Below are 16,887 nucleotides of genomic sequence, written 5' to 3'. Positions count from 1 at the left end.
GACGGGAATTCAGGAGCTGTTGAAGCGATGAGGAAGTCTCACCCCGTCCGTCGAGTCGTGCTCGCGACCGCCGCCACCGTCTCCGGTGTCGTGCTGTTGTTGTCGCTGAAGCCCTCCTCGGACCCGGCGTCCGCCCAGGCGGGCGGAACGATCCCGCAGCAGACGGCGGCGGCGCAGGAGTCGGCCCAGGGCGGCACCGGGGCGGCCGCCGGCGGCGCGGTCACCGGGGACGTGGTCCAGACCCAGTACGGTCCCGTCCAGGTCCGTATCACCGTCAGCGGCAACAAGATCACCAAGGCGGAGGCGGTCCAGGCGCCCAAGGGCGGCGAGAGCGACGCGAAGACCGCGCTGTCCATCCCGAAGCTCACCCAGGACACGGTCGCCAAGCAGAAGGCCGACGTCGACACGGTCTCCGGGGCGACCTACACCAGCGAGGGCTACAAGAAGTCGCTCCAGTCGGCGATCGACAAGGCGAACGCGGCCGCCCCCGCCCAGCCTTCGGCCCAGCCCTCCCAGCCGGCCGGCGGCAACGCCGGGGCTGCCGCCAAGACGGTCACCGGTACGGTCTCCCAGACCCAGTACGGCCCGGTCCAGGTCCGGATCACGGTCAGCGGCGGCAAGATCACCAAGGCCGAGGCCGTGCAGGCTCCGAAGGGCGGGACCAGCGACCAGAAGACGGCGCTGTCCGTCCCGAAGCTCAACCAGGAGGCCGTGGCGGCCGGCAGCGCGGACATCGACTCGGTGTCCGGTGCCACCTACACCAGCGAGGGCTACAAGAAGTCGCTGCAGTCCGCGCTGGACCAGGCCGGTGGCTGACACGGTGGCCGAGTCGGCACAAGCTCCCGCCGCGGTGCGTCACGCGGAGGAGGTCATGGGGACGGTCTTCTCCTTCGACGTCCGCGGCGGGGAACCCCTTGCCGTGCAGGCGGCACTGCGGGAGGCGGTGGCGGGGCTGCACCGGGTGAACGAGGTGTTCAGCACCTACCGCGACGACAGCCAGGTCTCCCGCCTGGCCCGCGGTGAGCTGACGGTCGACGACTGCGACCCCGAGGTCGCCGAGGTCCTCGAACTCGGCGCCGAGGCCGAGCGGTTGAGCGACGGCTGGTTCAGCATGCGCTACGAGGGCCGCCTGGACCCGACGGGCATCGTCAAGGGCTGGGCGGTGGAACGCGCGGCCCGCCGCATGGCCCTGGCCGGGGCGACGGGGGTGAGCGTCAACGGTGGCGGAGACGTCCAGCTGCTGGGCGTACCGGGCCCGGCGCGCCCGTGGCGGGTGGGGGTCTCGGACCCCCTGCGCCCGGGAGGTCTGGCCGCGGTGGTCTCGGCGGCGGGCGCAGCGGAACTGGCGGTGGCGACGTCCGGCACGGCCGAACGCGGCGCCCACATCGTCGACCCCCGCACGGGCCGCTCGGCGGTCACGGACCTGCTGGCGGTCACCGTGGTGGCCCCCACCATCACCTGGGCGGACTGCTGGGCGACGGCGGCTTTCGCGATGGGTTCGCGGGAGGGCCTGGCCTGGCTGGAGAGCCTGCCGGACGTAGAAGCGTTGCTGATCACAGCCGGGGACGAGGTCCGGTGCACGGGGGGCTTGGCAGCCAGGTTGGGGTGAGGGCTTTTAGGGGCGCGGGGAACTGCGCGACCAGCCCCCACACACCCGCACCCGACCGACACAACCCTCAGTGCCCGTTCTGAGCCAACCGCAACAAATGCTCGGCGAGCGCCTGTCCCCCCGTAGGATTCCGGCTGATCAGCATCAACGTGTCGTCACCGGCGATCGTCCCCAGAATGTCCTGCAGCTCGGCCTGATCGATCGCCGAGGCAAGGAACTGCGCAGCCCCCGGAGGAGTCCGCAGGACCACGAGGTTCGCCGAGGCCTCCGCGGAGATCAGCAGCTCCTGGGAGAGCCGCCGCATCCGCTCCTCCTTCGCCGACTCCCCCAGCGGCGCCCGGGGCGTCCGGAAACCCCCCTCGCTGGGCACCGCGTAGATGAGATCACCGTCGGTGTTGCGGATCTTGACCGCGTTCAGCTCGTCGAGGTCCCGGGAGAGCGTCGCCTGGGTGACGCTCAGCCCGTCGTCGGACAGCAGCTTGGCCAACTGGCTCTGCGACCGCACCGGTTGCCGGTTGAGGATGTCCACGATCCGCCGGTGGCGCGCGGTCCGCGTCTGCGGCACGGCAGGCCCCGCGACCCCGTGGTGCTCGTGCTCCTGCGCATGACTCATCGTCGTCTCATTCTCCGGATCATCCGTCTCCCTCGGCGACACCCAGGATGCCGGGGAGAGCCTGGACAAGCGCGTCCACCTCGTCGTCGCGGAGGTTCAGCGGCGGCATCAGCCGTACGACGTCGGGGGCGGGCGCGTTCACCAGGAAACCGGCCTCCTGAGCCGCCTGCTGCACCTGCGGCGCGAGCGGCTCGGTGAGCACGATACCCAGGAGCAGGCCCGCGCCCCGGACATGGGAGACCAGCGGGTTCCCCAGTGCCTCGATTCCGTCGCGCAGCTTCTCGCTCTGCCGCTTGACGTTCTCCAGCAACCCGTCGTTCGCGATGGTGTCGAGAACGGCGAGGCCCGCGGCACAGGCCACCGGGTTCCCGCCGAAGGTCGTGCCGTGCTGCCCGGGCTGGAGCAGTTCGGCCGCCCGTCCGAAGGCGACGGTCGCGCCGAGCGGCAGTCCGCCGCCGAGCTGCTTGGCGAGGGTGACCACGTCCGGCAGGACGCCCTCGTGGGCCTGGTACTCGAACCAGTGCCCGGTACGGCCGATGCCGGTCTGCACCTCGTCGAGGACCAGCAGCGCGCCCTTGGCCGCCGTGATCGCCCGGGCCGCCTTGAGGTAGCCGGCCGGGGGCACCACCACACCGTTCTCGCCCTGGATGGGCTCGATGACGACGAGTGCGGTGTCCTCGGTGACGGCGGCGGCCAGTGCCTGCGCGTCGCCGTACGGCACATGGGTCACGTCGGCGGGCAGTGGCAGGAAGGGGGTCCGCTTGGCAGGCTGGCCGGTGAGGGCGAGGGCGCCCATGGTCCGGCCGTGGAAGCCGCCGTCGGTGGCGACCATCTGGGTGCGCCCGGTCAGCCGGCCGATCTTGAAGGCGGCCTCGACGGACTCGGCGCCGGAGTTGCAGAAGAAGACCTTGCCGTCGCGGCCGAAGAGCTGGAGCAGCCGCTCGGCGAGGGCGACGGTCGGCTCCGCCATGAAGAAGTTGGAGATGTGGCCGAGGGACGCGATCTGCTTGCTGACGGCCTCGACGATCGCCGGGTGCGCGTGGCCGAGCGCGTTGGTGGCGATGCCCCCGACGAAGTCGAGGTACTGCCGGCCCTCGCTGTCCCACACCTTGAGTCCCTCACCGCGGACGAGAGGCAGGCGGGGGGTGCCGTAGTTGTTCATGAGCGAGCCCTGCCAGCGCTGGGTGAGCTCCTGATTGTCGGTCATACGGCGTCCCCCTCTTGCACGTCCGGCACGACCATCGTGCCGATGCCCTCGTCGGTGAAGATCTCCAGCAGGATCGAGTGCTGGACCCGCCCGTCGATGACGCGGGCCGTGGTCACGCCGTTGCGTACGGCGTGCAGGCAGCCCTCCATCTTCGGGACCATGCCGGAGCTCAACTCCGGCAGCAGCTTCTCTAGTTGGGAAGCGGTGAGGCGGCTGATCACCTCGTCGCTGTGCGGCCAGTCCTCGTAGAGGCCCTCGACGTCCGTGAGGACCATGAGGGTTTCGGCGTCCAGAGCAGCAGCGAGTGCCGCAGCCGCCGTATCAGCATTGACGTTGTAGACATGTCCGTCGTCCTGGCTCCGGGCGATCGAGGAGACGACCGGGATCCGGCCGTCGGCGAGCAGTGCCTCGATCGCGCCCGTGTCGATCGCGGTGATCTCGCCCACCCGCCCGATGTCGACCAACTCGCCGTCGATCTCGGGCTGGTGCTTGGTGGCGGTGATGGTGTGGGCGTCCTCGCCGGTCATTCCGACGGCGAGCGGCCCGTGCTCGTTGAGCAGGTTGACCAGCTCGCGCTGCACCTGCCCGGCCAGCACCATCCGTACGACGTCCATGGCGTCCTCGGTGGTGACGCGCAGGCCTGCCTTGAACTCGCTGACGATGCCGTGCTTGTCGAGGGCGGCGCTGATCTGCGGACCGCCGCCGTGCACGACGACCGGCTTGAGCCCGGCGTGGTGCAGGAAGACGACGTCCTGAGCGAAGGCGGACTTGAGGTCCTCGTCGATCATGGCGTTGCCGCCGAACTTGATGACGACGGTCTTGCCGTTGTGGCGGACCAGCCAGGGCAGCGCCTCGATGAGGATCTGGGCCTTGGGGAGCGCGGTGTGCTTCCGCGTGGGGCTGCTCATGACGAGTACGCGCTGTTCTCGTGGACGTAGTCGGCGGTGAGGTCGTTGGTCCAGATGGTGGCGGTCTCGGACCCGGCGGCGAGGTCGGCGACGATGTGCACCTCGCGGTAGCGCATGTCGACCTTGTCGCGGTCCTCGCCGACACCGCCGTCCTTGCAGACCCAGACGCCGTTGATGGCGACGTTGAGCCGGTCGGGCTCGAAGGCGGCCTTCGTGGTGCCGATCGCGGAGAGCACGCGGCCCCAGTTGGGGTCCTCGCCGTGGATGGCGCACTTGAGGAGGTTGTTGCGGGCGATGGAGCGGCCGACCTCGACGGCGTCGTCCTCGCTGGCCGCGTTCACCACCTCGACCTTGATGTCCTTGCTGGCGCCCTCGGCGTCCCGGATGAGCTGCTGGCCGAGGTCGTCGCAGACCTGCCGCACGGCCTCCGCGAACTCCTCGTAGGCGGGCGTCACTTCGGAGGCGCCCGAGGCGAGCAGCAGCACGGTGTCGTTGGTGGACATGCAGCCGTCGGAGTCGACCCGGTCGAAGGTGGTCCGCGTCGCGTCCCGAAGTGCCTTGTCCAGCAGGTCGCTCGGGAGGTCGGCGTCGGTGGTGAGGACGACCAGCATGGTGGCGAGGCCGGGGGCGAGCATGCCCGCGCCCTTGGCCATGCCGCCGACGTTCCAGCCGTCCTTGGTCACCACGGACGTCTTGTGGACGGTGTCGGTGGTCTTGATGGCGATGGCGGCCTTCTCGCCGCCGTGCTCGGAGAGCTGGGCGGCCGCGGTCTCGACTCCGGGCAGCAGCTTGTCCATGGGGAGGAGGAGGCCGATGAGGCCGGTGGAGGCGACGGCGACCTCTCCGGCGCCGATGCCGAGCACGTCCGCGACCTTCTCGGCGGTCGCGTGCGTGTCCTGGAAGCCCTTCGGCCCCGTACAGGCGTTGGCGCCACCGGAGTTGAGCACGACGGCGGTCAGCTCGCCGCTCTTGAGGACCTGCTCGGACCACAGCACCGGCGCGGCCTTCACACGGTTGGAGGTGAAGACACCGGCGGCGGCGCGGCGGGGCCCGGTGTTGACCACGAGGGCCAGGTCCGGGTTGCCGTTCTCCTTGATTCCGGCGGCGATGCCCGCCGCCTCGAATCCCTTGGCTGCCGTGACGCTCACGGTGCGACTCCGATCGTGGAAAGACCGAGCTCCTCGGGGAGACCGAGGGCGATGTTCATGCTCTGGACGGCACCGCCGGCGGTGCCCTTGGCCAGGTTGTCGATGGCGCTGATCGCGATGATGCGGCCCACGGCCTCGTCGAGGGCGACCTGCACCTGAACGCCGTTGGAACCGTAGACGGACGCCGTGGCGGGCCACTGGCCCTCGGGGAGCAGGTGGACGAAGGGCTCGTCGGCGAAGGCTTTCTCGTAGGCGGCACGGACGGACTCGGCGGTGACGCCGGGCTTCGCCTTGGCGCTGCACGTGGCCAGGATGCCGCGGGGCATCGGCGCGAGGGTCGGGGTGAAGGAGACGGAGACGCGCTCCCCCGCCGCCCCGCTGAGGTTCTGGACGATCTCGGGCGTGTGCCGGTGGCCGCCGCCGACGCCGTACGGCGACATGGAGCCCATGACCTCGCTGCCCAGCAGGTTGGGCTTGGGCGCCTTGCCCGCGCCGGAGGTGCCGGAGGCGGCGACGATCACGGCCTCGTTCTCGGCGAGCCCCGCGGTGTAGGCCGGGAAGAGGGCGAGCGTGACGGCGGTCGGATAGCAACCGGGCACCGCGATGCGCTTGGCCCCCTCCAGCGCGGTGCGGGCACCGGGCAGTTCGGGGAGGCCGTAGGGCCAGGTGCCGGCGTGCGCGGAGCCGTAGAACCTCTCCCAGTCGGCCGCGTCCTTCAGCCGGAAGTCGGCGCCCATGTCGACGACCAGGACATCCGGGCCGAGCTGCTCGGCGACGGCGGCGGACTGGCCGTGCGGCAGAGCGAGGAAGACGACGTCGTGACCGGCAAGGACGTCAGCCGTGGTCTCCTGGAGCACCCGGTCGGCCAGCGGCAGCAGGTGGGGCTGGAGCGCGCCGAGCTTCTGCCCGGCGTTGGAGTTGCCGGTCAGCGCGCCGACCTCGACCTCGGGGTGCGCCAGAAGCAGTCGCAGGACCTCACCGCCCGCGTACCCGCTCGCTCCGGCCACTGCCGCCCGTACCGCCATGTCATCCTCCTCCTGGATGGCATGACTATACGTTTCGCTGCACGTTTATGCAACCGCGTGCATACTCACGCCCTCCGCCGACGCACGGCCCCGAACACCCCGAGCCCGGCGAGAACCGCGAGCGAAGCGCCCCCGACCGCGGTCCCCAGGCGCAGACCGGGCGGACGGAACGCGCAGGTGACGCTGGTCGAGGTGGCGTCGAGCGGTACGGCGATCAGCCCGTGGTACTGCTTCGCGGGTACGAGGGCCGCGTCACCGGCGGCGCAGCGCCAGCCGGCGATGCGGGGCGCGGCCACCACGGCGACCCCGCTGCTGCCCGCCGGGAGCCGGGCCCGGATCGTGCCGCCGGAGCCGGAGACGGTGACCTTGGTGGCGCCGGTGGCCCTGAGCTGTCGTACCACGGTATGCAGGCGCCCGGTGTCCAGGCAGCCGACCGCCTGGTCCGGCACGACACCCAAGCGGTTCGCGGACAGGTCGATCGTGACGCGCCCGGAGTCCGGGACCGTGCCGAGCCGCTGCATCGCGGCGATCTTGGTGAGGGGCCGCCAGTCGGCTCGGAACCGTCCCGTCGGACCGTGGGCGGAGGTTCCGGCGAGCCGCGCGGTGCCCCCGAAGTACGGCGCCCAGAGGTAGACCTCGCTGCCCGCCCGGCACCGGGCGGTGATCGTCGCCTTCGCCCCGACCCGCACACCCTGGCGCCGGTCGGTGCTGCGGTACGGCCGCTTCCCGGCGCCGTTGCGGACGGTGAGGCGAGGCAGGGTGTAGACGCGGGCGCCGAGCAGCATCTCCTGGTTGCGGTAGGGCGACGGCCCGAAGGCACCGGTCGCGGCGGACGGCCGTACCGTCACCAGCGGCGGGACGTCCTCACGGGTCACGGTCTCCCCGGTGCCGTCCTGCGGGAACCAGTTCTGGTGCGGGTCCGGCGGGGAGTGCACCCGGGCGCCCACCGAGAACAGGACGTCCGTGACCGCGTTGTCCAGGCTCTGGAGGCTGCGGCCGCCGGAGGTCCAGCCGCCGCCGAGAGCGGTGAGCGTACTGCTGAGCACGGCCGAGGTGTGGCTGCTGTAGTACTGGGCGCCCTGCCCGCCGACCTCCAGCGGGTCGTTGCCGACGGTCTGCTCGCGGCCCGGGTCGGTGCGGTAGCGGGGCCAGCCGTCGGCCTGCGCGACCGCCTCGGCCTGGTCCTGCTGCCGCCGGCCCCAGGGGGCGTAGTCGTCCATGTGCCCGAACCGCATCCGGGTGGCCACCGCGTCGGTGGCGGTGGCCTCGCCCAGCTGCGCCCCGACGAGCAGTACGGCGGCGAGCGCGGCCGGGGCCATGCGCAGCACGGGTCGCTCGCGGCCGAGCAGGACCAGCCCGAGCAGCGCGCCCACGGCCGCTGTCAGGAACACCGGCCAGGCGAAGGAGCGGACCAGCTGGCTGCCGCTCGCGACCAGGGCGAGCAGCGCGAGCAGTCCGGCCGCGGCGCCCAGGGCACGGCGGTCGAGGGGACCGTAGGAGAGCGTGTGCCAGGCCGCGATCACCAGCAGGGCGCACACCACGAAGGTCTGGCGGTAGGAACTGCCCTGCGGCTCGGCGAAGGCGTGCCACATCAGATGGGCCGGACCCCACTGCAGGGACAGGGTCACGACGACGATCATCAGCGTCCACCCCGCGCGCACCCGGCGGGGTGCCGCGCGGTGGAAGGGCAGGGCGAGGGCGAGCAGCAGGGCCGTGGTGCCCACGAAGAGCGCCGGGGAGCCGAAGCTGTACGTCGTCGGCAGCAGCCGGGCCAGCAGGTCCTCCGTGCCCACCGGCGCGAACCGCGTGAACCGGCCCTCGGAGGCGTGCGCGCTGCCGAAGTAGACGACCGTCACCACAGGCGCGGCCAGGCCGATGCCGAGGGCGAAGGTCAGGACGGCCCGGCCCGCCGCGCCGAGCGTGCGGCGGCGCGGCAGACCGGCCGGCCACAGCCGCAGCAGGAACACCAGAGCGGCGGCGAGGGTGGCCATGTAGGCCGTGTAGAAGTTGGCGATCCAGGCGGCCGTCACCACCAGCACCGCGAGGAGCGGGCGCCGGCCGCTCAGCACCCACTCGCCGACCATGCACAGCAGGGGTAGCGCGATCAGCCCGTCGAGCCACATGAGGTTGTACGAGGCGGTCGCCACGGTCCAGCCGCACAGGGCGTAGGACGCGCCCAGCAGGCCCGCCGCCCACCAGCGCCCCGGACGCAGTCTCGGCAGCAGCCAGGCCATGGCGGCCCCGGCGCAGGCGATCTTCAGCACGGTGATCACGTACACCGCGAGGTCGATCTCGTCCCGGGGGAACACCGCCACGAGCGGCGCGAACGGACTGGTCAGATAGGTGCCGAGGTCGGGCAGGAAGCTGGCGCCGAACCCGGACTGCCAGTTGACGAGCAGGCCACCGGTGGCGCGTCCGTGCAGCAGGTCCCACAGGTGCGCGTGGAACGGCACGTACTGGTTGCCCAGGTCGTTGACGTTGCGGGTGCGCGGGCCGAAGGGGTAGCTGCCCGCGACGGCGTCGGCCGCGCAGAGCACGACCACGGTGAGCGCGGCCGCGAGCAGGGCGGCCTGCCCCGGCCCGGGCGGCGGCCGCTCCCCTGGGTGCTCGTCCGCGGTCCTCGGTTCGGGCGGGACGGTCGGTCGCACGCCGTGTGTACTGGTCAATTCAAGCCCCCGTCCGGGGCGTTCGCCCCGTGCGTTGTTGCTGCACCGATTCAGACCGGGGGTGCATACGGTTGGTTGTCCTACCGCAGATGGCGGTGCAGTGAATTCCGTACGACCCGGAGGCGACGGTGGCCGAGGGGACCGTACGGGCAGAGGGAGCTGACATGAGTGAGAGCACCACCCGCGAGGAGCGTTTCGCGCGCGGCCTGGAGATGCTGGGGAGCGTCAATCCCGAGGTGGGACAGCTGGTCGTCGACTCACTGGCCGACATCAGCCCGGAGATGGGCCACCAGGTCATCGCCTGGGGGTTCGGCGAGATCTACTCGCGACCTCAACTCGCGCCCCGGGACCGCCAGTTGGTCACGCTGGGCATGCTCACCGCGCTCGGCGGCTGCGAGACCCAGCTGGAGGTGCACATCAACACGGCCCTGAACGTGGGCCTGACCCCCGAGCAGATCGTCGAGGCGCTGTTGCAGTCGGCCGGCTACTGCGGGTTCCCGAGGGCCCTGAACGCCACGGCCGTGGCCAAGAAGGTGTTCGGCGAGCGGGGGCTGCTGCCCGTCGGACAGCAGCCCGCCGACCCGTCGGCTACCTCTGCCTGATCCTCAGGAAGGTGACCGAGTTCGCCGGGAAGGTGTACGAGAACTTCCCGGCGACCCCGTCGAAGGTGGACCTCACCGGGGCGACCGCGGTCGAGGTCTCGCTGTTCACGGCGTCCGGGGCGGCCGCCAGGGTGGTCACCCGGGCCCTGGACGCGACCTTGGCGCCGCCCAGGTCGACGGCCGTACGGGCCGCCGAGTCCTGGGCGTTGACGACCTTGACGATCAGCTCACCGGTCTTCAGGTCCCTGGTGACGACCTGGCGGAACGGCTCGGCGGGCTTGTCGTCGGTGAAGCTGCCCCACTCCTGCCCGTCGAGGTAGAGGGTCACCTGGCGGCCGCGCACCTTGACGTCGATGTCGTAGGCCCGGCCGGTCTCGACCGACCCCGCCTTGGAGATCAGCGTCGACTTGCCGCCGTCCACGGCCTGTTCGACGGCGCTCTGGGTGTTGTTCCAGCCGCCGATGTTCCACCAGTAGTAGTTCCCGGTGTCCTTGACGCCGAAGGCGACGAGGAAGCCCTCCTTGCCGGCCTTCTTGGTGGCCTTCACCTTCAGGTCGTAGTCGTGCCAGGACGGGTCACCGGCCGAGACCATGGTGTTCTCGGCGTTCACGTCGCTCTGCACGTACTGCCCGTCCTGGACGCTCCAGCTGCCGCCACCGGTGTGGGTCCACTGCGAGGCGCCGGAGGAGAAGTCGTCGGTGAGCAGCGCACGGCCGTCGGCAGCCGTGACCTTCACGTCGTCGTACGCCGCCGTCGTCGCCCACGTCGAGAGGCCCACCGCGCCGGTGATCGGGGCGAGCAGCGAGGGCGTGCCGGTGGCCGTCGAGGGCACCACGCGGTCGCCGACGTTGTTCATGAACAGCTTCTGGACCTCGTAGTTGGCGGAGTTCCAGGACGCGTGGTTGTTGAACCAGATCAGGTCCGGGCGCCACTGGACGTAGTCATCGTTGGCGAACAGCGGTGCGTAGGAGGCGAGTTTGACGACGTCGGCGTTGCGCTCCAGGCCGGTCATGAACGCCGCCTCGGTGAGGCCGTTCTTGAAGGTGTTGCCCTGGGAGGCGTACTCGCCGAGGAAGACCTTCGGGCCGTTCCTGTCGTAGGAGTCGTAGCGGTCGTTGTTCTGGAGGAACCACTGCGGGCTGTTGTAATAGTGCTCGTCGACCATGTCGACCTTGGCGTCCTTGTTGAGCTGCCAGGCCGTGTCGAAGGTCGTACCGGAGTCGTCGGGGCCGGAGTTGGAGATGACCTGGATGTCCGGGTACTTCGCCTGGACGGCGGCGCGGAACTGCTTGAACCGGGCGAAGAACTCGGTCGGCAGGTTCTCCTCGTTGCCGACCTCGATGTGGGTGAGGTGGAAGGGCTTGGGGTGGCCCATCCTCGCCCGCACCTTGCCCCACGTGTAGCTCGCCGGGCCGTTGGCGAACTCGATGAGGTCGAGGGTGTCCTGGATGTGCCGCTTGAGCAGGGCCTCGTCGACGACGGCCTTGTTCTGGCCGCAGCCGGTCACCAGGGCGGGCACCACGGGCAGCGGCATGGCGCCGATGTCCTCGGAGAGGCGGAAGTACTCGTAGTAGCCGAGGCCGTAACTCTGGTTGTAGCCCCAGAAGTTGGCGTTCGTCGCGCGCTGCTCGACCGGGCCGATGGTGTCCTTCCACTGGTAGGACCGCTTGCGCTGCCAGCCGGAGGCCTCGCTGTAGTCGTCCATCGAGCCCGTGTTGACCAGGCAGCCGCCCGGGAAACGCACGAACCCCGGGTGCAGGGCGGCGACCTTCTCGGCCAGGTCCTTGCGCAGGCCGTTGGGTTCACCGCGGTAGGTGTCGCGCGGGAAGAGGGACACCATGTCGAGGGCGGCCGCGGCGGAGGAGGCCACCGTGAGGCGGCCGGCGCTGCTGGTCCGGGTGGCGGTGAAGGTGACCTGGTACCGGGCCCAGCCGCTCTTCGTCACGGCCACCTCGCGGGCGGTGGCCAGGGTTCCGTCGGCATCCTGGAGCGACACGCTCAGGGTGCTGCCGGCCGCGGCCCGGGCCCACACCGAGAAGTCGTACTTCTTGCCCGCGTCGACAGGGATTCCGGTGTTGTAGCCGGCGTTCGTGACGGACGAACCGGCCGCCAGGGAGAGATAGGCGCGGTTGCGCTCGGCAAGACGCCCGTCGTCGTTCACGACCTGGGCGGTGCCGTCGACCGTCCACGAGGTGAGGGGGGTGTACGAGGAGTTGTCGGCGGTGGAGTACTCGAAGGACCGGTTCTGCACGAGTTCGGCGTACAGACCGCCGTCCGCGGCCCGGTTGATGTCCTCGAAGAAGACGCCGTACATCGTGTCGTCGATCCTCGGGCCCTTGGCGGCCGGGTCGACGGTGATCGCGTAGTCGGTGACGTCCTCGGCATGGGCGGGGGCGGGGACCAGACCGGCGGCCACCAGGAAGGCGGTGGCGCCGAGACCGAGTCTCCAGCGGGTGCGTGACATGGATGCTCCGCGGCTCTCTGTCGAAGGTGACGTTCGAAATACCAAACGATGATCAGCACTTCGAACGGCAAGATAGGGAGGGTGATCCGGAGCGTCAACGGGTCGCGCGGGTTTCGAAAGTGTCGGAAGGAGAGCCGGATGGGCGGCTTCTGGCCAGTGACGGATGCGCTGAGGTATCTGTCCGGGAGCTGGCGGACCGAGCGGACCGTGCGGGATCTGGCGAGCGGGGACGAGGGGCGGTTCTCCGGTACGACCGTTTTCGGCCGACTGGAGGGCGGCGGACTGCTGTCCGCGGAGTCGGGTGTCTTCGTCTGGCGGGGAGTCCCGCGCCCAGCGGAACGGACCCTCCGTTTCCTGCCGGGCGGGACGCCGGGCACGGCGGACGTCCGCTTCTCCGACGGGCGCCCCTTCCACGACCTCGACCTGACATCCGGCCACCATGTCGCCGACCACCCCTGCGCGGCGGACCTCTACCGGGGCGAGTTCACCGTCCTGGACACGGACCACTGGCGCACGGTGTGGCGGGTGGGCGGCCCGGCGAAGGACCTGGTCCTGACGACCGACTACGCGCGCGTCGGCTGAGCCCGCGCCTCTTCGAACCGCAAATTCCAGCGGCCGGCCCGCCCGGTCACCGTGATGGCGGACAGGGGGCGTACGTCGATGTTCCAGTAGGTCGACGGCGGCGCCTTCAGGGCGTACACCAGGGCGGCCCGGACCACGGCGGGCTCCGCGACGGCGACGATACGGCCGCCGTCCTCCAGGGGCCGGGTGTCGAGCCACTCCCCGACCCGGGTGACGAAGGTCAGCAGCGACTCGCCGCCGTGCGGGGTCGCGCGCGGGTCGGCGAGCCAGGCATCCACGGCCTCCGGCTCGCGGGCCATCGCCTCACCGAGGGTCAGCCCGCGCCAACGCCCCATGTCACAGTCGCGCAGACCGAGTTGGACCAGCGGGGAGTACCCGAGGGCGTCCCCGGTGGCGCGACTGCGGGGCGTGGGCGAGCAGTACCGCAGTTCGGCCGCCGCGAGCGGCAGCAGCTCGTGCGCCACGCCCAGCACCTGGTCCCATCCGGCCTGGTCGAGCGGGCGGTCGTCCTCGAACCGCTCGGCGAGCAGTGAGGAACTGCGCGCGGCGGCGACGAACGTGACCCGGAGTTGCATGCGGCGATCGTGAGCCGCGAAAGTGCGCAGGTCAAGAGGTGTTACCGGGGAGTTACCGAGGGTGCCCCGGGGCTCACTGCCCGAAGACGAGCGCCATCCAGTGATCCGGTTCCGCCAGCGGCGCGAACCCGAGTCTCCCGTAGACCTCGTGGGCGTCGTGGGTGGCGAGCAGAACGCGCCTGAGGCCGTAGGGCCGCAGATGCTCGCGCACGGCGCCGACCAGCGCCGTGCCGACCCCCTCGCCCCGAACCGACCGGTCCACGTACACGTCGCAGAGCCAGGCGAAGGTGGCCAGGTCGGTGATCACCCGGGCATAAGCTACCTGATCCCCCGATTCCACCACGTACACCCCGAAGTTGAGCGACCCGGCGATCGCCCGGTCCTGCTTCTCCCGCGTCCGCCCGATCGCCCAGTACGCGTCGGTCGACAGCCAGTGGTGCACCCGGGCGGCGTCGAGGCGGTCGGGGTCGGTGGAGAGCTCGTAGCCCTCGGCGAGCGGCGGGATGTCGGTCATGCCGGGAGATTCGCAGGTCACGGTGGCCGGCGTCGAACGGTTTTCGGCCCGCTTTCCCCAAGCGGACGGCGTTCTCGGTGGCGGGTGCGATGCAGCTGCTCCGGGCGCTGGGAGCCGAGGGACGGCGCCGGATCGTCGGCGTGGACGCGCTGTCGGGGCCGTCGGCCGAGGCGTCCGGCCTCGGCCGGTTCGTCGGGGCCGCGCCCGTGGCTGGGCGCTCATGGTCGAGTTCAACGGGTATCTCGGCGTCACCGACGCGCTCATGCGTCCGCTGTCACACGGCCGGAGGGTGGTCTCGCACTTCCTCGACGTCAACGCGGTGGACGGCTTCCGCTGGTACGAGGACGGCGATCTGCGTCTGGGCTTCCAGCCGCTCTTCGCCGACGAACGCTACGCGAGCCGTCCCGACGAACTCCTCGCCGAGATGCGGGAGTCGGGGCTCGACCTGACCGAGCGCGACGAGGACGGCGGCCACGACGACTACTACGCGTCCCTGACCGGCGCCTCCTTCGCTCTCGCCCACCGCCTGACCGGCATACGCGTGACGCCGGAGCTGTTCGCGGTGCCGCGCGACTAGGCCACCTCCTCGCGGGCCGTACGAAGTCGTCGTACGCCTTCCTGGATCTCCTGCGGACCCGCCACCGCCGCGAAGCTCAACCGCAGGTGTCCGGCCGGGGGTTCGGCGCTGAAGTAGGGGCGGCCGGGGGTGATCGCGACACCCGCGCGGAGGGCCGCCGACGTCAGGGCGGTCTCGGCGGTGCCGTCGGGAAGGCGCAGCCAGAGGTGGTAGCCGCCCGAGGGGATGTGCGGGAGGGCCAGGTCGGGCAGGCCCAGGCGCAGGGCGGTGGTCATCGCGTCGCGGCGGGCCTTCAACTCCGCGGAGATCGACCGCAGATGGCGGGGCCAGGCCGGGGAGCCGACGAGTTCCAGGGCCGCCTCCTGGAGCGGGCGGGGCACGAAGAAGGTGTCGACGATCTGGATCGCGCGCAGACGCTCCAGCACCGGGCCGCGCGCGGCGAGCGCGCTCACCCGGAAGCTCGGCGAGGTCGCCTTGGTCAGCGAGCTCACATGGACGACGACTCCGTTGGGGTCGTCGGCGGCCAGCGGGCGCGGCAGCGGGCCGGCGTCCTCGTGCACGAGCCGTCGTACGAAGTCGTCCTCGACGACGAAGGCACCGGCCTCGCGGGCGATCCGCAGCACCTCGCCCCGGCGCTCCGGGGCCAGCACCGCGCCGGTCGGGTTCTGGAAGAGCGGCTGGCAGACGAACACCCGGGCGCCGGTCGCCCGGAAGGCGTCGGCGAGCAGGGCGGGTCTGACCCCGTCGGGGTCCACCGGGACCGGGACCGGGCGCAGACCCGCGGAGCGCGCGATCGCCAGCATGCCCGGGTAGGTGGGCGACTCGACGAGGACCGGCGCTCCGGGCGGGGCCAGGGCGCGCAGTGCCGTGGTGAGCGCCGACTGGCCGCCCGCGGTGATCAGGACCTCGGCGGCCGTGACCGCGCCGCCGATGTTCCGCGCGAACCACTCGCGCAGTTCCGGCAGCCCCTCCGTCGGCGGCCGCCCCCAGGCTCCGGGGCGGCGGCCCGCGCGGGCCAGGGCGGCGGACATCGCCCGCTCGGGCTGGAGGGAGGGGTGCAGATAGCCGCCGTTGAACTCGATCACCCCGGGGGGCGGGGCGGCCAGCGAGACCAGGACGCCGGACGCGTCGACCGAGCGCGGTACCAGGTCGGCGGCGCCGTCCGCGCTCAGCGCGACCTCCTGCCAGGAGGTGTCCCCGGTCGCGGTGGCGGCGGTGCGCGGCCGGGCGCGGAAGGCACCGGCGCCGGGCCGGGTGACCACAAGTCCCTCGGCGGCGAGCTGGGCGAGGGCGCGGGAGACGGTCACCGGGCTGACCCGGAACCGGTCGACGAGGGCCCGGCTCGACGGGAGCTTTTCACCTGGAGAGTAGCGGTCGAGCTCGGTTCGGAGCCGTTCCGCCAGTTCATGGACACTGCTACGCTCTTGCATGAGAGTAGAGAGTAGCGCTACCGCACCGACCCGGATAGCGGTTCCCGCTCCGGCGAAGACCTTCGGGACCGTCCAGGCCGCCCTCGGGGTCGCCGCGTTCTCCCTCACCTTCCCCGCCACGGCGTGGGGTCTTGAGGGCTTCGGGCCCTGGTCCCTCGTCGCCGTGCGCAGCGTCCTCGCGGCACTCGTCGCGGGCGGCTGTCTGCTGGCGCTGCGAGTGCCACTGCCGAGCCGCCCCCACTGGCCCGGGCTCGCGGTCGTCGCCGCCGGGGTTGTCGTCGGGTTCCCGCTGCTGACCACGCTGGCCCTCCGGACGTCGACCACCGCGCACGCCGCCGTCGTGGTGGGTCTGCTCCCCCTGACGACCGCGCTGCTCTCCGCCCTGCGCATGGGCACCCGCCCCTCGCGCACCTTCTGGACGGCGGCGCTCGCGGGGGCCGCCGCGGTGGTCGCCTTCACCGTGCAGCAGAGCGGCGGCGCCCTGACCGCCGCCGACCTGTATCTGTTCGCCGCGCTGCTGGTGTGCGCGGCCGGCTACACCGAGGGCGGCCGGCTGGCCGGGGTGATGCCCGGCTGGCAGGTCATCGCCTGGGCGCTGGTGCTGTGCCTGCCGTTCGGTGTGCCGGCGGCGGTGCTCGCGCTGTCGTACGAGCCCGTGCACCTGACCGCGCACAGCGTCGCCGGGCTGCTGTGGGTGGCGGCGGGTTCGCAGTTCGTCGGCCTGGTCGTCTGGTACCGGGGCATGGCGGCGATCGGGATCCCCAAGGCCAGCCAGTTGCAGTTGGCCCAGCCCCTGCTCACACTGGTGTGGTCGGTGCTGCTGCTCGGCGAGCACCTGACGGTGGCCGCCCCGCTGACGGCCGCGGCGGTGCTGGTGTGCATCGCGGTCACCCAGCGGGCGCGGGGCTGAGAGGCGTGCACGCGCCGGTCGCAACCCAGCCCCCGCGCCGTAAAATCGGGGCCACGG

General features: G+C 71.6%; 16 protein-coding genes. 6 read left to right on the top strand and 10 right to left on the bottom strand.

The features are described 5' to 3' along the window. The first annotated feature begins 27 nt into the window (after positions 1 to 27). Positions 28 to 816, top strand: a complete 789-nt coding sequence (locus AQI94_RS35685) for an FMN-binding protein (RefSeq protein WP_031056168.1) — start codon at positions 28 to 30, stop codon at positions 814 to 816. Further along, positions 809 to 1,609, top strand: coding sequence for an FAD:protein FMN transferase (locus AQI94_RS35680; protein ID WP_225890379.1), 801 nt, complete (start codon positions 809 to 811; stop codon positions 1,607 to 1,609). Before AQI94_RS35685 ends, AQI94_RS35680 begins: the two co-directional genes overlap by 8 nt. A gap of 67 nt (positions 1,610 to 1,676) precedes the next feature. On the opposite strand, the gene AQI94_RS35675 is transcribed toward AQI94_RS35680, so the two are convergent. The 6 genes from AQI94_RS35675 to AQI94_RS35650 all read right to left on the bottom strand — a co-directional run bounded on the left by AQI94_RS35675 (position 1,677) and on the right by AQI94_RS35650 (position 9,158). Further along, complete coding sequence (locus AQI94_RS35675; RefSeq protein WP_031056173.1) at positions 1,677 to 2,222, bottom strand: arginine repressor; 546 nt, start codon at positions 2,220 to 2,222, stop codon at positions 1,677 to 1,679. Between the two features lie 19 nt (positions 2,223 to 2,241). Then, positions 2,242 to 3,429, bottom strand: a complete 1,188-nt coding sequence (locus tag AQI94_RS35670; RefSeq protein ID WP_031056176.1) for an acetylornithine transaminase — start codon at positions 3,427 to 3,429, stop codon at positions 2,242 to 2,244. Next, complete coding sequence (gene argB / locus AQI94_RS35665; protein ID WP_031056179.1) at positions 3,426 to 4,337, bottom strand: acetylglutamate kinase; 912 nt, start codon at positions 4,335 to 4,337, stop codon at positions 3,426 to 3,428. The genes AQI94_RS35670 and argB overlap by 4 nt, the downstream gene beginning before the upstream one ends. Beyond that, the gene (gene argJ / locus AQI94_RS35660; protein WP_031056181.1) at positions 4,334 to 5,485 is read right to left on the bottom strand and encodes a bifunctional glutamate N-acetyltransferase/amino-acid acetyltransferase ArgJ; all 1,152 of its coding nucleotides are present in this window, start codon (positions 5,483 to 5,485) and stop codon (positions 4,334 to 4,336) included. The genes argB and argJ overlap by 4 nt, the downstream gene beginning before the upstream one ends. Then, a complete protein-coding gene (gene argC / locus AQI94_RS35655) occupies positions 5,482 to 6,510 on the bottom strand; it encodes an N-acetyl-gamma-glutamyl-phosphate reductase (protein WP_031056184.1) in 1,029 nt (342 codons plus the stop codon). The genes argJ and argC overlap by 4 nt, the downstream gene beginning before the upstream one ends. Positions 6,511 to 6,575: 65 nt before the next feature. Then, complete coding sequence (locus tag AQI94_RS35650) at positions 6,576 to 9,158, bottom strand: YfhO family protein (protein WP_225890378.1); 2,583 nt, start codon at positions 9,156 to 9,158, stop codon at positions 6,576 to 6,578. Between the two features lie 182 nt (positions 9,159 to 9,340). Here AQI94_RS35650 and AQI94_RS35645 point away from each other — a divergent pair, with 182 nt between their 5' ends. Further along, positions 9,341 to 9,778 (top strand): carboxymuconolactone decarboxylase family protein, encoded by a 438-nt coding sequence (locus tag AQI94_RS35645; RefSeq protein ID WP_031056191.1) that lies wholly within the window; start codon positions 9,341 to 9,343, stop codon positions 9,776 to 9,778. Here the strand turns inward: AQI94_RS35645 and AQI94_RS35640 are convergent. After that, a complete protein-coding gene (locus tag AQI94_RS35640) occupies positions 9,765 to 12,242 on the bottom strand; it encodes an alpha-L-arabinofuranosidase C-terminal domain-containing protein (protein ID WP_031056194.1) in 2,478 nt (825 codons plus the stop codon). The genes AQI94_RS35645 and AQI94_RS35640 overlap by 14 nt on opposite strands. A 138-nt stretch (positions 12,243 to 12,380) precedes the next feature. Between AQI94_RS35640 and AQI94_RS35635 the strand changes: the two genes are divergently transcribed. Further along, positions 12,381 to 12,824 carry a DUF6314 family protein gene (locus tag AQI94_RS35635; protein ID WP_031056197.1) on the top strand — a complete coding sequence of 148 codons (444 nt, stop codon included), beginning with the start codon at positions 12,381 to 12,383 and terminating at the stop codon, positions 12,822 to 12,824. Here AQI94_RS35635 and AQI94_RS35630 read toward each other — a convergent pair. Both AQI94_RS35630 and AQI94_RS35625 read right to left on the bottom strand, forming a co-directional pair. Then, complete coding sequence (locus AQI94_RS35630) at positions 12,806 to 13,399, bottom strand: histidine phosphatase family protein (protein ID WP_031056200.1); 594 nt, start codon at positions 13,397 to 13,399, stop codon at positions 12,806 to 12,808. The genes AQI94_RS35635 and AQI94_RS35630 overlap by 19 nt on opposite strands. Before the next feature lie 73 nt (positions 13,400 to 13,472). Beyond that, positions 13,473 to 13,913 carry a GNAT family N-acetyltransferase gene (locus AQI94_RS35625; protein WP_031056203.1) on the bottom strand — a complete coding sequence of 147 codons (441 nt, stop codon included), beginning with the start codon at positions 13,911 to 13,913 and terminating at the stop codon, positions 13,473 to 13,475. Between AQI94_RS35625 and AQI94_RS46685 the strand changes: the two genes are divergently transcribed. Then, the gene (locus AQI94_RS46685) at positions 13,903 to 14,490 is read left to right on the top strand and encodes a DUF6461 domain-containing protein (protein WP_402650685.1); all 588 of its coding nucleotides are present in this window, start codon (positions 13,903 to 13,905) and stop codon (positions 14,488 to 14,490) included. The two genes, AQI94_RS35625 and AQI94_RS46685, sit on opposite strands and share 11 nt — an antisense overlap. Here the strand turns inward: AQI94_RS46685 and AQI94_RS35615 are convergent. Beyond that, the gene (locus AQI94_RS35615) at positions 14,487 to 15,920 is read right to left on the bottom strand and encodes an aminotransferase-like domain-containing protein (RefSeq protein WP_031056207.1); all 1,434 of its coding nucleotides are present in this window, start codon (positions 15,918 to 15,920) and stop codon (positions 14,487 to 14,489) included. The two genes, AQI94_RS46685 and AQI94_RS35615, sit on opposite strands and share 4 nt — an antisense overlap. Between AQI94_RS35615 and AQI94_RS35610 the strand changes: the two genes are divergently transcribed. Continuing rightward, positions 15,919 to 16,830, top strand: a complete 912-nt coding sequence (locus AQI94_RS35610) for a DMT family transporter (RefSeq protein ID WP_031056210.1) — start codon at positions 15,919 to 15,921, stop codon at positions 16,828 to 16,830. The two genes, AQI94_RS35615 and AQI94_RS35610, sit on opposite strands and share 2 nt — an antisense overlap. The last annotated feature ends 57 nt before the right edge of the window (positions 16,831 to 16,887 follow it).

The organism is Streptomyces pseudovenezuelae (assembly GCF_001513955.1).
GTDB classification, from domain to species: domain Bacteria; phylum Actinomycetota; class Actinomycetes; order Streptomycetales; family Streptomycetaceae; genus Streptomyces; species Streptomyces pseudovenezuelae.
The sequence above is the reverse complement of the archived record's forward strand: the minus strand, read 5'-3'. Positions and strand labels throughout refer to the sequence as shown.

Excerpts from the sequence above, each read along its gene's own strand:
- AQI94_RS35685 (WP_031056168.1), top strand. The coding sequence starts at position 28 with ATGAGGAAGTCTCACCCCGTCCGTCGAGTCGTGCTCGCGACCGCCGCC.
- AQI94_RS35675 (WP_031056173.1), bottom strand. The coding sequence starts at position 2,222 with ATGAGTCATGCGCAGGAGCACGAGCACCACGGGGTCGCGGGGCCTGCC.
- AQI94_RS35670 (WP_031056176.1), bottom strand. The coding sequence starts at position 3,429 with ATGACCGACAATCAGGAGCTCACCCAGCGCTGGCAGGGCTCGCTCATG.
- argB (WP_031056179.1), bottom strand. The coding sequence starts at position 4,337 with ATGAGCAGCCCCACGCGGAAGCACACCGCGCTCCCCAAGGCCCAGATC.
- argC (WP_031056184.1), bottom strand. The coding sequence starts at position 6,510 with ATGGCGGTACGGGCGGCAGTGGCCGGAGCGAGCGGGTACGCGGGCGGT.
- AQI94_RS35645 (WP_031056191.1), top strand. The coding sequence starts at position 9,341 with ATGAGTGAGAGCACCACCCGCGAGGAGCGTTTCGCGCGCGGCCTGGAG.
- AQI94_RS35640 (WP_031056194.1), bottom strand. The coding sequence starts at position 12,242 with ATGTCACGCACCCGCTGGAGACTCGGTCTCGGCGCCACCGCCTTCCTG.
- AQI94_RS35635 (WP_031056197.1), top strand. The coding sequence starts at position 12,381 with ATGGGCGGCTTCTGGCCAGTGACGGATGCGCTGAGGTATCTGTCCGGG.
- AQI94_RS35630 (WP_031056200.1), bottom strand. The coding sequence starts at position 13,399 with ATGCAACTCCGGGTCACGTTCGTCGCCGCCGCGCGCAGTTCCTCACTG.
- AQI94_RS46685 (WP_402650685.1), top strand. The coding sequence starts at position 13,903 with ATGTCGGTCATGCCGGGAGATTCGCAGGTCACGGTGGCCGGCGTCGAA.
- AQI94_RS35625 (WP_031056203.1), bottom strand. The coding sequence starts at position 13,913 with ATGACCGACATCCCGCCGCTCGCCGAGGGCTACGAGCTCTCCACCGAC.
- AQI94_RS35610 (WP_031056210.1), top strand. The coding sequence starts at position 15,919 with ATGAGAGTAGAGAGTAGCGCTACCGCACCGACCCGGATAGCGGTTCCC.
- AQI94_RS35615 (WP_031056207.1), bottom strand. The coding sequence starts at position 15,920 with ATGCAAGAGCGTAGCAGTGTCCATGAACTGGCGGAACGGCTCCGAACC.